The sequence below is a fragment of the Syntrophomonas wolfei subsp. wolfei str. Goettingen G311 genome, from assembly GCF_000014725.1.
Taxonomy (GTDB): Bacteria; Bacillota; Syntrophomonadia; order Syntrophomonadales; family Syntrophomonadaceae; genus Syntrophomonas; species Syntrophomonas wolfei.
Map to the genome: position 1 here is coordinate 196,557 of NC_008346.1, position 13,444 is coordinate 210,000.

Here is a 13,444-nt window from a genome sequence, read left to right on the forward strand (position 1 = left end):
CCGGTAAGGTTAGCCAACCGCCGGTAATTAGTCTTGGAGGGCAGAGGGTAACCGCTGTCTTTAAGCGTAGACAAACAAGCAAACGGGCCGAAAGCAGTAGCTGAAGGTGTTGAGCCCCGAAATACCGAACATGGGAAGGCAGATGCTATTGCCTGAGCAGAATGCAACATCCTGGAAGTCGATAAGGCTAGACGACAGGACTTCCCCGGGGTCGGAGGCCTCGGCACGTTTGACATCGTTATGATGTAGTAACTCGGGAGATCCTATTTTCTCTTCTCCAGCCACGGAGGAGTATGACCGACAAGTGATAATAAGCGAGGGAGTCAAATGGGAAATAGGAAGTCGGATCATTGCGTAATACTGATGATAACGGGTAATGCCGGAGGAGGGAAGGCAATGACACAATGGAGCCCTTACAGGGGACACATTTACCACACCGGAGGTGGAGACAAAGTTAAATGGAAACAGGACTTGTAAGGATAGCAGAGATAGCTAGACAGAACCCGAAAGAACGATTCACAGCCTTGATACATCATATCAATCATGAAACACTGAAAGAGTGTCATCTAGAGATCAGTGGATCAAAGGCAAGTGGAGTAGATCAGGTGACAAAACAAGCGTACGAGGAAAATCTTGAAGCCAACATAGCAGACCTGATCGGAAGAATGAAGCGGCAGGCGTATAAACCCCAGCCAGTGCGAAGGGTATATATCCCTAAAGAAGGCAGCAACAAAAGGCGGCCCCTGGGAATACCTAGTTATGAGGATAAACTAGTGCAGAAAGGACTTGCAAGGATACTCAATACAATCTATGAGCAAGATTTTCTGGACTGTTCCTTTGGATTCAGACCTGGCAGAGGCTGTCACGATGCATTAAAGGTACTAAATCACATCATTGAGAGAAAGAAAGTAAACTATATAGTCGATGCAGACATCCGCGGCTTCTTCGATCACGTCGATCATGAATGGATGATGAAATTCTTAGAATTGCGCATAGCTGACCCTAATTTACTGCGCCTGATTAAAAGGTTTCTTAAAGCAGGGGTAATGGAAGCAGGAATCGTGTACGACACACCTAAAGGAACACCACAGGGTGGTATAGTATCACCAATACTTGCGAATATATATTTACATTATGTGCTGGATCTATGGTTTGAAAAGGTAGTAAAGAAAAGGTGTCAAGGTGAAGCATACTTGGTAAGATATGCCGATGATTTTGTGTGCTGTTTTCAGAACAAAAGCGATGCGGAATGGTTCTATGCGAACCTGCGGGAAAGACTGAACAAGTTCAATCTGGAAGTAGCAGAGGAGAAAACCCGTATTATAGCTTTTGGGCGCTTTGCAGATAAAGAGAGTAAAAAGCAAGGAAGGAAGAAACCAGATACATTTGATTTCCTGGGGTTTACTCACTACTGCAGTAAAAGCAAGAAAGGCTGGTTTCGGGTAAAACGGAAAACAAGCCAAAAGAAATATCGAAGCAGTCTGCTTAAATGCAAAACATGGCTTAGGAAGCACCTAATTTCACCCACGGATTATGTAATAGAGATGTTACAAATTAAACTGCAGGGATACTACAGATATTACGGAATAACAGATAACTCCACGGCATTAAGAAACTTTTGTGACAAAGTACGAAGAATGTTATTCAAATGGTTCAACCGCCGTAGCCAGCGCAAAAGCATGAACTGGGATAAATATGTACGCTTTCTTAATAAACACCCGTTACCAAAGGGAAGAATTTATGTAGATATATATGACGTAAGGCCCGAGCTGCTGAGTTATCTAAAGTGAATGACATTGTGAGGAGCCGTGTGCGTTAATTGCGCAAGCACGGTTCTGTGAGGAGCATAATGCCAATCAGCCATGGAGCAAATATTGTGACACTCTCAGAGGAAACGGAGAGCAACAGATTAACACAAAGCGTCTCCTAAAGCTGAAAGGCATATGTTTACTCGACCTTAAGTTGTTAAGTTATTGTTGCGATAGAAATCACCTCTGGTTACAATTGTAATTGGAGGTGAATTTTTCATGGGACGCAGGTTGCGGGTGGAGTATCTGGGGGCTATGTATCATGTAGTGCAAAGGGGCAATAATCGGGAGCTTATTTTTGGGCGACCGGATGAGCGTAATTATTAATAGAGCAGGTTAGCAATGCTGAATAGGTCAAGGATATACGATGCGAGAAATAGGCCAGCATATTAAATTATCTCATGTTGCCTAGCCATTTATTAAATTATAAATTGGATTCCAAGGTAGAAAAGGTGCTAGGCACGTAGGGGCAAACAGGGGGGCGTTCTTTTCGTTTGGTGCAACCAAACGAAAAGAACGCCCCCCTGTTTGCTTTCAACCATCCAGAACAATAACTTAACAACTTAAGTGCCTGGCACCATAATTATAGTTATATATCCGGTTGATAGGGGAATTTGCTGGTCATGGGAGCGGACTCCGTTAGCTCCCGGATGGACTATCAGCCAGTATTCCTGGTCGGGCTGCAGCGGCTTTTGGGGAGTAAGCTGCAGCTCTTTTTCATTTTTTAGCTGGAAATTCAGGTCTATGCTTTTGCCGCTCTCTTTTTCCCGCAGTTCAATGGCCTGATTGTATATGGATGCGGGGTCAACATCGTGGGAAAAAGATATGGTGATGGATTCACCGGGATGCTTATTGACGGTTGGAAACGGATGATATCCTGGATAATACAGGGGCCATTTGGCCTGTAACTGTTCGGGGCTGGCCTGGGTCCAAGCGCTGGAGTCAGGAAGCATAAGTCGTGTTGAACCGGCATGGTCGATTATTTCGTTGTAAACTGGCCAGTATTCTTGCTGTTGCGCCCGGTTAATATCTATTCTATATTCCTGATTTCCGTTGATTAGTTTTACCATGCTAGAATTACTACCGCTACTGCTTGGGACTGTTGCTGATAACAGGAGGCGGGCTGCCAGCAGAGGATCGGATTGATTTATAGTAATATCCGGGTTTATTCCGGTCTGGTCAACAACATAGCCCAGTGGGGTAAAATAACGGGCGGTGGTCATTTTCAGGTAGCCGTACAGCTTTCCCTGGTTAAATATTGGATAGGCACTCTGCATGCATCCCTTGCCATAAGTGGTTTGGCCCAGGAACAGGGCGCAATTGTAATCTTTGAGAGCACCGGACAGGATTTCTGATGCGCTGGCCGTATTCTGATTGATGAGGACAACTACTGGTTTTGTAATTAAAAGCTCATGCTTTAAAGCGGTGTCAGAGGTTACCAGAGGTCTGACCTGCATGGCCGGTTTATCTCCTATGAAAAAACCTGATATATCCAGAGCGTTGTACACATAACCGCCGCCATTGTCGCGTAAATCCAGAATATAGCCTTGAGCCCCCTGAGACTCCATGTCTTGCAGGGCTTCAGCGAACAGGCTGGCAGTGGAGGGCTGGTTTTCACTATTTAAGAAGGTATTAAGGTCAATACAGGCTGTAGCCGGATCGGGCAGTGAGGTAACCACCGGAGGAATTTCTACCTTTTTTCTAGTAAAGGTAAACTGCAGCAGCTGCTCCCCGCGAATAATCGTTAAATCCACCTGGCTGCCGGCAGGGCCACGGATGAGACTGCCCCCCTGGTCAGTCGAAAGGCCGGCCAGCGAGATCCAGTTTTCCTCTTGATGTTCTTTTACCCGGATTATAATGTCGCCGGATTGCAAGCCGCCTTCTTCGGCGGGCGAACCGGGAATCAAGGATTTAACCAGTATCCCCTGCGGAACGCTTTCTATGTATATACCTATACCGATCACCCCGGGAGATACGAAGGAGTCGTATTCCTCCGGGGTCATAAAGGAGGTGTAAGGGTCATTTAACGAGCGTATCATCTCATCAATACTGCCTGCGTAAAGAACCCTTTCCGGCACCGGGTCCATGTAAGCATGCTGCAGCCAGTAGCGTACTTGTTCCTCCGGGGTACTGTCACTGCTATAAGCAGCCAGACGGTGTGATTGCAGCTCAATAATGGCAGCAGGTTTGAAGCCGTCCTCAGGGTTGGCCGCCCCTAACGGCCCGACCATCAGCAGTAGACTTAACATTAGAATCATTGATACTGAAAGTAACTTAACGATTCTTTTGATATCGATTACTCCTTTCTGTGGTGCCAGGCACTTAAGTTGTTAAGTTATTTGTCCTACTATAATAACGAGGTGAAATATATCCCCCGCTAAGCGGTCAGCTTCCTATTAACAAAACAGGTGGCGGGTTCTAATACCCCACCTCGTTGCAGCGGTGTGTTGAATTGCTCCGCAGTTTCTTCCGATGCTTTAAAGGCGCCGGGCAACTTATTGGACGGTAAACTTCATGCGTATACCCTGTCCCAGGGTTTTGTTGCTGGTTGACTTAACATCAGGTCTGATGAACAGGTAGTAAGTACCCGGACTCCAGTGTTCTGATCCTGACGGAGGGGAGAGCCTGATCTGTTTGGCTGTAACCAACTGGGGAACGGGTACCCCGGGTAAAGGGGTTGTCCCCTCGGGGTTGGTGCCAACAAAAAAGTTCTGGCTGTTTACGGTACTATCGTCCACATCCTGGGAGAAGGTGATAGTCCAGTAAGGGTGGTTCTGGCTTATGGTTTTTTCTTCTTTCCAGGATGTCCATACTACTGAGGGCAAGGGCAAAGCCCGGTTTATGGTGATGGTGTAGGTTCTGGTAGCAGCATTTTGGGCGGTAATCAGAATAGCGATGGTGTTATTACCCGGATTTAGAGCGATAGCTTGTGAGAGGCTTCCACTGCTGACCGGGCTTCCGTTAACCTTTATGGCAGCCTGGGCAGCGGCTGCTGTTGGGGTAATGCTTATGCTGCTAACAGTATTATCCACATTTACAGTGTAGCTGGTAATTCCCGGGTCAAAAGCCGGACTCAGGGTACCGTTGCTCAGGGTAAGACTGTTTAAATTGGCATTTCCGGTATTGTTATGATAGGTAAAGGTAAATTCCAGGAGATAATAGCCGGTTTGCCCGTCCCGGTTATAGTTTGAGTATTGACAACTGTAGCCTGAACAGTCAGTACCTGTAAGGGCAGATTCTAAGAGAGAATTGAGTAAACTGCCCGGGTCGGCACCGGCACTGTGAAAACGCAGTTTCAAAGCGGGTTCATAAAGCAGCAGACTATTATGTATCTTCTCCTCCAGCGCAGCAGCATTTTCAGCCGTTTTTTCCGGTGATAAGAGATAGAGTTCAGTTTCGATCAGTAATGATTGCCATAGGGCCTGGTTGTTAGTATCGCTTCCCAACTTATTATTCAATTCATGGTAATATGAGCTGCTACAGGCAGGATAGTCACCGGCAGTCCAGATATGATCAACTGCCATCTCCTGGTCGCTGAGATTATAGTAGTTGTATCTTATCTTACCAGGCGTATCCGGGATAGGATCATCCCAGGTACAGTCCAGGTGGTACCAGTTGCCATCAAGGCATACCAGATTCCAGAGGTGGCTTTCATCGTGGCCTGTCCCAACGACACAGCGAGCAGATACCCCGGCCTCGCTTAGCATTTTGTAGGCCAGCAGAGCATAACCCTGGCAGACTGCTTTTTTGTTATAAAGCGCCGCATAAGCGGAATGGGAAGAGGGACTATAGCTTTCATCATATGCCACATTCTTAACGATATAATCATGGATGGCTTTTTCTTTTTGGTGTTCGTTCATACCGGGTATAATTATAGTGGATAGAATCGCTGCTACTTGCTCGTTGACATAGTTCTCCTGCTCCAGGGTAGTCTGATAGACCATGGTAAAGTAGACATTTACCTGGCCTTCATATCCATTGTAGCCGTATTTGGTAGATTTGATGTTGAAATTTAAATAATCATCCTCGCCCAGCAGCGACTCATAAATCTCGGTCAGCCCGGCTGCACCCGTATCTAAACCTTTATTTAAATCGGAATTGTTACCTGTATACAGGATATTGATGGAGGTCTGCCGATTTTCTAAACCGCTTCGTAAAAGAGTTTTGAGTTCCTGGAGATTGCTGGCAGTGGAACTACTGGTGGCAGCAAGTGTACGAACCATGGTCGGGTGTTCAATGCTCTCCCCCACATTCATAGGGTTAACCCAGACCCAACTTTGCGCCACCGGCCCGCTGCTTTCAGCCTGAGCCGGCAGCAGGTTTCCCAATAAGAACAAGGTTAGCAAACTTATTATTATCCCGGCTCGCAGGTATGATTTTGTCATTATGTAATACCCCTCACTTTTCATTAAATTGGCTAAATAAACTCAGATTATCAATTCGCCGTTAATAGGAAAAAACCTTCCCCGAGACGGGTCATCATCTTTTCTATCGATTTTTTTTCGGGTTGGTATTGTTGGAAAAACATCGCTTTTGTATTATAAAGAGGTAAATAGGTATTCCGCTTCTTTAAGCGGCCGGTTTCCTATTAACAAAACAGGCGGCCGGTTCTAATTCCCCGCCTCGTTGCAGCGGTGTATTGAAACTGCTCCGCAGTCTCTTACGATGCTTAAAATTGGAACATGGTTTCAGGGTATCTATAGCAAGCATGGCATATTCTAAATGTGGGAGGGGGATTTTCGGAAGGATAAAGAGGCAAAACAGAAGAACCGTTTCTAAACTCTAATTTAAGAGGAGATGAATGGATGCTTAACTGCATGAAAAAAGTGGTTCTATTAATCTGTTGCTTGTTTTTGCTGGGCAGTGTTTTCTGTGTCAATCAAGTTGTTTATGGAATTGGTGGCGCCCCACCTGCTGGAGCAGGACTTCAGTTGGAACTGAACCCTTCTACTCTGACGGCTGGCTACAATCAGACTTCAATGCTTATTACCAACAACACGGGAGCAGCTTTATGGCAGGCGGGGGACCGATTAGGTCTACAGGTGATGAAGTTGACTCAATCAGGTCAGCCCACAGTAGCTATCCCGAATTTTAGACCCGAAGAGGTTCTGGATAAAACGATACAATTTACCCTGTCAGGAGGCTTGGAAGCGGGAGACTATATCGTTGGAATAGGAACTCAGGATGGTATTCAGCTTGGCTATGCGATGCTTAGTATAAAAGGGGCAGGTAGTGAGGATTTTGCTATAAAGACGGTATCTCCCGGTCAGGGTGCTGCCCAGGTCTCGCGTTATACGACTGTTGAGATTGAGTTCTCCGGTCCGGCAGACGATAATACCTTAAACAACAGTAGCATAACGATTACGAATCAGAATACAGGTGGCACAATCAGTAACTTCAGCGTCAACTATGATGCTGCCAACTATAAGGCGATTATTTTCTTTGCAACTCCTCTGGATATGAACAGCAGTTATGCGGTGCAGGCTGGAACGGGAGTGAAATCCTTGGATGGCATAGCACTAAAAACACCGTTTACCTGGAGTTTCTCCATTTCCAGTGAAGACTTGCCTCCGGGGCTGTTTACCATTGAAGTGAAGAATGGTCACGGAAACTGGATTCCCGCTTCGAATTTGGCCGAGAGTAGTTTAGGAGTCTATTATTATTTTCCCGGCCAGTCAATTGAGCTCAGGCTGAAAGCAAAAGCGAATGCCACCCTGCCCCCGGATTATAGTCTTAGCGCTGATTTGAGTTCTATTATCCCGAGTCTGAGCCAGCCGTTAAATTACGATATGGCTTCGGGTTACTGGCAACTCAGCTACCGGATTCCGGCCAATGTTAGTATTTCGGGTCCGTGTGAGATAATTATTTCTACTCAGTGGCAGGGAGAGCCTTTTCCGGCAGCGATTATGATGGCTATTATGAACATCAATCCTAAGGACTTCAATATGGGTCTGGCGGGCGATACTACAGACTGGAGTACGATTAAGGATTTTACCTGTATTCCTGGTCTGGTTTTTGAACGTTGGGATAATGGCATGCGCATTGCCCGCCTGGAATTGGGTGATGCCCAGCACCCAATTAATCTCTGTGAGATTGATGACAAAGGTAATCCTACTACTGCCGCAGCGACGCAGGAATTGGGCAAAAACATGGAACTGGCTTATGGCAAAATGTCAATGGATATGGCCGTAGAAGGAATGGCAGCCATGAACCAGCCGGCTACTATTACTATGCATAATATCCAGAGCAAAGGGGCTCCAGGCGTAAAATATACTGACAGTGACGGTTTATCCCAGGTTGCTATTCGCCCAGGAGATTCGAATCCTAGTGATTTGAGTGGGAAGATCTCTGATTATAGCTGGGATAGTGCCAATGGAACATTAACTATCAAGGTAAACGGCTGGAGTGCTTATGAGATTATTCCGGTACTGGAACCTCCCTCCGGCAGTTTCAAAAGCCGGTATGATACACCCAAAACGGCACCCAATCGCAATCATTCCTGGACCGTTAAATTCAGTGCTCCGGTGGACTTTACATCGCTCAATGCTCTAAGCGCAGATGCCGGCATACTGGTATTAAGTGAGGCCAAGCAGCAGCAGATGGTTTCTTTCGCTCCTGCGGGCCAGGACTGTATTAAAATTATTGCTCCCAACGGTGGTTACAGTCCCGGTACCTACACCATCTATATCCGGGACATCCTGCGCTCCGCCGCAAAACCTGCCCAAGCGCTTAAAGAACCAGTAAAATTTACCTTCATCGTATATTAAAGGTCGTCGTCAGAAGGGGAAGTTTATCGCTGTATCTTACTATTAAAGCCCCTACCAGCTTGCCTTTTTATCGGTGGTTGTGGTTGTGGCCCATGGCTATGAGGGGGGCTAATAGAGAGAAACCACGGTGCTTGGCACCGTGGTTTTCTTTTAGTATCGGTTGTGGTTTCTGTCCCGCGTTAAGCAATCCTGAAATGAACATCAATAACTTAACAACTTAAGTGCCTGGCACCGGGTATTAATCGTTGAAGTTAATACTGATGTTATCTGTGGTTAGGTCACTCGTTGCTCCGGTTACCTTTGCCTGTTTAATGGTAAAACTAACATTGCTAATACTGTCCGTACTGGCGTGATTTGTTGCTCTACCGGTGATCTGGATCATCAGTTGAGTGGTACTTTTTCGGGTTATTCCATAATTAAGGCCAGCTGGCAGATTATTTGCTGTAACGTCAGCTTTAGCTATGCTTTGCAGTATGCCATTGGCAATGGTTACTACAATATCTCCATTTGCCAGACTACCGTCATTTGTTGTTGCTTCGTTCAAGTCAGTTGGGTTGGTTGACGCTATACTTGCTTCTTCGACCGTTAAGGCACTGGTAGTATTCTTGGTTATGCCATTGCAGCTTACGCTTATTGGTATGCCGTTGTGATCATTTTTTATCAAAATAGTTCCATGAGCCGGGCTGGCAGTTATGTTTTTGTTTGAAAAGCTTGAGGTTGTAAAAGCTACAATTTCGCTGGTATAGTCGTTGTAGCTTAATTTCACTGACAGACCATTCAGGGCCAGTTTTTGACCATAAACATAACTCATAACAGTTGGCTGTTTCTCGATGTTTATGCCGGTTACTGCTTTTGCTATTGGTGTGGTAATATCCAGCATTGCAGCTGCTACCGATACGTTTCCAGCTGCATCTTTCATAACAACATATACATCATAAGGGGTATTATCTTCCGGTAGTGCTTTGCTTATAAAGCTCTTTTCAATATTAGCGTCTATATTGGCATTACCTGAATCCAGTGGGGTTGCACCGGCTTTGTCTTTACCGGCCATTACCTGCTCTGGAGCTGGAGCTGCTGCACCGTTGGCTAATATCACATAGTAGGCGGTACAGGCTTCATCTGCCTCTACCAGGAACTCAACCTTTTTGCTGCCAGGAAGCTGGGTTGCACTTGACGTTAAGGTAAACCCTGGCGAAGTGTTGTCAACCGTCAGCGTAGCCAGTGAAGGTCTGGATATCTTGCCACTAGGTTCAATTATATATAATTTATAGAATCCTTCGTTTGCCGGAGCTGATATGGTGGTGGCAGTTCCGCTGTTTGCTTGCGTCATCGCGAGTCCTGGCGTAAAAGTTGTGGTTCCAATTGGTGCGAACCATATCTCATTGGCCTCATTACCGGAGGAAGCTATTGTTACCTCAGTGTTAGGGCGCACAGTCACGTCTTTCTTAAAGACGGTATCCTGGTTGTTGGGTGCGGTATTATCGAGGAAGTTGATAGCAAATGGTGCAGATATGAGGTCACTACTTACTCCATCGATATTTCCAGCACGAATTATTATTTTAACACTTTTAACACTATCTGCTGCCTGGTGATCTAGAGCTTTACCACTGAAGGTAATCGTAATCTGGCTAGCGCTGTTTCGTAGCACAGATGGAGTCAGGTTGTTTGGAAGGGCAGGGTCTGTTTCGATTGCCACGACGTTATTAAATATACCTTTATTCTGCGTTACGATCAGGGTGGTCTCTATGCTGCCATCATTTTTGGCGGATTCAGAAATACTGCTGGTGTTAAGCTGTAAGGCCTGGATATCGCCGCCGGAAGTATTGGTTATGGTTCCGCTATAGAACACATTATTCAGGTTAACCGAGCCTGCAACACCAATATCTATTACCAGGTTACCCTGTATATCGATATTGGGAGCGGTAAAAGGCATACTGAATTCATCACCCGCCCCCCAGGTCAGGGTGTCACAGTTACCGTTAATGTTGCCGAATGATGGGTTGCCGCTGTTCTGATCGAGTACCAGGGTAATAGACTGGCCGGGAGCGTTGAGGTAAGTACTGCTTAATGATGTTGTACCCTGGGCAATTATTCTTATCTCATGAGTATTATTTATCCGTAATGTAGTGGTCTTGAAATTGCGAAGATATACTGAATTTATCCCTCCACTTATTATCGTGGTGGTTCCGTTTACGGTAACATTTTCCAGGACAACTGATCCATTCGGACCGGCATTAACATCCAGGTCGCCGGTAATTGTCAGGTTACGCAGGGTTACGTCCAGATCTTCCGTACCGTCACCAATCACGAGCTTATTACCTTGGGTAAAACTCAGCCCGTTGCCTTTCCCGTCAAGGGTTAAAGCGTTTTTGATGTTTAGCGTAGGACAGGAGCTGAGGCTGGAAGCAAGAATCAGGAGTTTGGGAGATAGCTGTTGTTTGGCCAGAGCAGCTGCCATAGTGTTCAAGTCCTTAATAATTAACATATTGGGTTTATTAGGATAGAATATTTTCAGTTTATCCAGCTCTCCCGCCGGAATACTGGCCAGAATAATCTGAGCAAGGGCCGGATCACTCACCAAATCATACAGAGTATACTCATTTTTTAAGGTACTGGTGCCGGCTTTCACTAAATAGTCTTCTACTATAAAATCACTGCTGACATTGCTATTGGCCTCGCCAACCTTAAGTTTGAAGTTACGCTCTTCCAGTAGTTTCCCGTATGGGTCGTAAGCTTTTATATTGATGTTATCTCCGTTTTCATCATCACGAAGTCCGGCCTCCAGGCCGGCATAACCAACAGTAAAACACTTGGCTACTGGATCAAGGCTCAATCTTCTCTCGGGGTTAGCTCCCACCTTAACATGTACCTGTTCTACTCCTGTTTTGGCAGTTATATCGATATTGGAAAGCTGAGGAGGAGTAAGATTGTCATCATGGAATACGCCCTCAAAACGGTGTATGGTTTTAAGAGCGGTGATGTAATCGGCAGGCTGGTATACCTTTATGTTGCGCATGGGATTGTTTTGGAATATACGAACATTGATATCTTCTGCTGCTGTAGTCATAAAAGTGGATCTGAAACCGGGTTCAGCTTCCCAGATATAAAAGGGAATCACAATATCTATCAACTGTGTATATTGGGAGGCTGCGGTGAATTCCAAGGCACCCACTGGTATATATAGTTCCCATTCGGCAATATCAGGGTAGCGGGCCGAAACCTGCAGCATTTCAATATTACCGTTGACGGTATCTACAGCTATCGAAGGAAAACTTATGATTAAGCTATTATTATTGTTAATAATGGTATAATCCGGGTCGATTGCTTTGCTATCGAGGGCAACCTGGTTGCTGCCGCTGCCTTTTTGCCTGATGACAATCAGGTCATTATCTACAGTTTCTATGGGATAATCAAACCCTATATTCAGATGGTTAATTCCGGTACCACTGGAATCGTCTTCCCATTGATATATATAGGGAACCTGGGCTTTAGCGTTGTCCGCAAAGCTAAATACCAGGACGGCAGATACTAAAAATAGGACTAACAAAAATGGCAATATGCGTTTATCCCTGTATTTTAATTGGTATAACATGGTTTTGTCCCCCCAGTAGTTGTTTATTTGCTCGATAATCATACCTTATAATATTGATTAAGACCTATTTTACAGTCATTTCTCTGGTCTCCAGCAACTTCCCGTAAGCATTGAAGAGTCGGAAAGTAACCTGGTTATCTGTTTCTAATGAATTGGTATTGATTCCAAAAACATTTCCGGCAGCCTTTAAGGATGAGTCTATCATTAGGTCCATCTTCCGGGTTCGCTTACCATCCTTATATTTCGCATCCATCCACACTTCTCGAACCACACCATTGACATTAACCGCTACCGTACGCCAATTATAGTTGGGCCAGTAGAAATAGGTAAAGTCAACATCCTTCAGGTAGCTTATACTACCGGTTTCTTGTACCTGACGATCACTTCCACCCAGATATCCGCTGAATTGCTGGCTTCCCAATTCACTGCTTGCAGGTGGATTCCAGAGGATTTCAATTTGTTTTTTGATACCAGCTGGATAAGAAAGCTCGGCTTGCCCTAAAGGCATATGTTCGCCTGGGGTAGTATTGGGCAGGGTTAGTTTATAACTATCATAATTACCCGGTAGAATAGTTATGGTTAATTCCTTTTCTTCTGAAGCCTTGTCTTTGGTTTTTTTAACAGTGAATTTATAAGTCCCTTCCTTTGTGGGGCTACCATTTATTGTACCGGTCTTTGGATTCAAGCTGAGTCCATCTGGCAATAATGAGCCCGGTACGCATGCCCAGGTACCATCATTGATATTACCGACACCTAGATTTATAGAGTAAGATGCCCCAGTTAAAGCGCTTGGCAAATTGGCATCGTCGAAGGTAAAATAGTTTCGACCCATAACCTGGAATGGTTTTATAATATCTTTTTGCAGGCATATCTGATTTTGAGAGCATATCTTGTCGGTAATAACAAGGCGATAATTACCCTCGGCATAAGTATGATTACCCTTTAGGGAAACATAAACAATATTATCCTCAGTTATTAGCTCAATATTGTTGATCCGTTTATCATTGGCATCAACTACATATATATTATTTCCATTGACCGTATTTGGATCAACAGGCTGGTTGAAGCGTATAGTCCATTTTTTGATGTATTTTACTGATGCAGCTTCTGAAAGAGCAGCTTGGGCGGGAGAAATTTTAAATACTATGCCTATTATAAGAACGGCGGCAACAATAAGTAGTGACATGAAAATATGGCTATAGTTGTGAGTAAAATTCTTTTTCATAATTAAGCCAGGGGTCCTGGTAAGGACCTTCCCCATATTCCCTCCTTAAACA

General features: G+C 45.1%; 6 protein-coding genes. 2 read left to right on the forward strand and 4 right to left on the reverse strand.

The window, feature by feature from the left end; genetic code table 11:
• Nucleotides 1–458 precede the first annotated feature (458 nt).
• A complete protein-coding gene (gene ltrA, locus SWOL_RS00890; RefSeq protein ID WP_011639611.1) occupies nucleotides 459–1,790 on the forward strand; it encodes a group II intron reverse transcriptase/maturase in 1,332 nt (443 codons plus the stop codon).
• 581 nt (nucleotides 1,791–2,371) lie between these two features.
• Here ltrA and SWOL_RS13385 read toward each other — a convergent pair.
• Together SWOL_RS13385 and SWOL_RS13390 are read right to left on the reverse strand one after the other, a co-directional pair.
• On the reverse strand, nucleotides 2,372–4,057 hold the full coding sequence (locus tag SWOL_RS13385) for a S41 family peptidase (protein WP_049750073.1): 1,686 nt from the start codon (nucleotides 4,055–4,057) through the stop codon (nucleotides 2,372–2,374).
• Nucleotides 4,058–4,303: 246 nt separating this feature from the next.
• Nucleotides 4,304–6,193: a cadherin-like beta sandwich domain-containing protein gene (locus SWOL_RS13390; RefSeq protein WP_011639631.1), complete on the reverse strand. Its 1,890-nt coding sequence runs from the start codon at nucleotides 6,191–6,193 to the stop codon at nucleotides 4,304–4,306.
• A 420-nt stretch (nucleotides 6,194–6,613) separates the two neighbouring features.
• Here SWOL_RS13390 and SWOL_RS00905 point away from each other — a divergent pair, with 420 nt between their 5' ends.
• A complete protein-coding gene (locus SWOL_RS00905) occupies nucleotides 6,614–8,575 on the forward strand; it encodes an Ig-like domain-containing domain (protein ID WP_011639632.1) in 1,962 nt (653 codons plus the stop codon).
• Between the two features lie 238 nt (nucleotides 8,576–8,813).
• Here the strand turns inward: SWOL_RS00905 and SWOL_RS00910 are convergent, their stop codons facing one another.
• Together SWOL_RS00910 and SWOL_RS00915 are read right to left on the reverse strand one after the other, a co-directional pair.
• Nucleotides 8,814–12,167 (reverse strand): hypothetical protein, encoded by a 3,354-nt coding sequence (locus SWOL_RS00910; RefSeq protein ID WP_011639633.1) that lies wholly within the window; start codon nucleotides 12,165–12,167, stop codon nucleotides 8,814–8,816.
• A gap of 64 nt (nucleotides 12,168–12,231) precedes the next feature.
• Complete coding sequence (locus tag SWOL_RS00915; protein ID WP_011639634.1) at nucleotides 12,232–13,428, reverse strand: Ig domain-containing protein; 1,197 nt, start codon at nucleotides 13,426–13,428, stop codon at nucleotides 12,232–12,234.
• Between the last annotated feature and the right edge of the window lie 16 nt (nucleotides 13,429–13,444).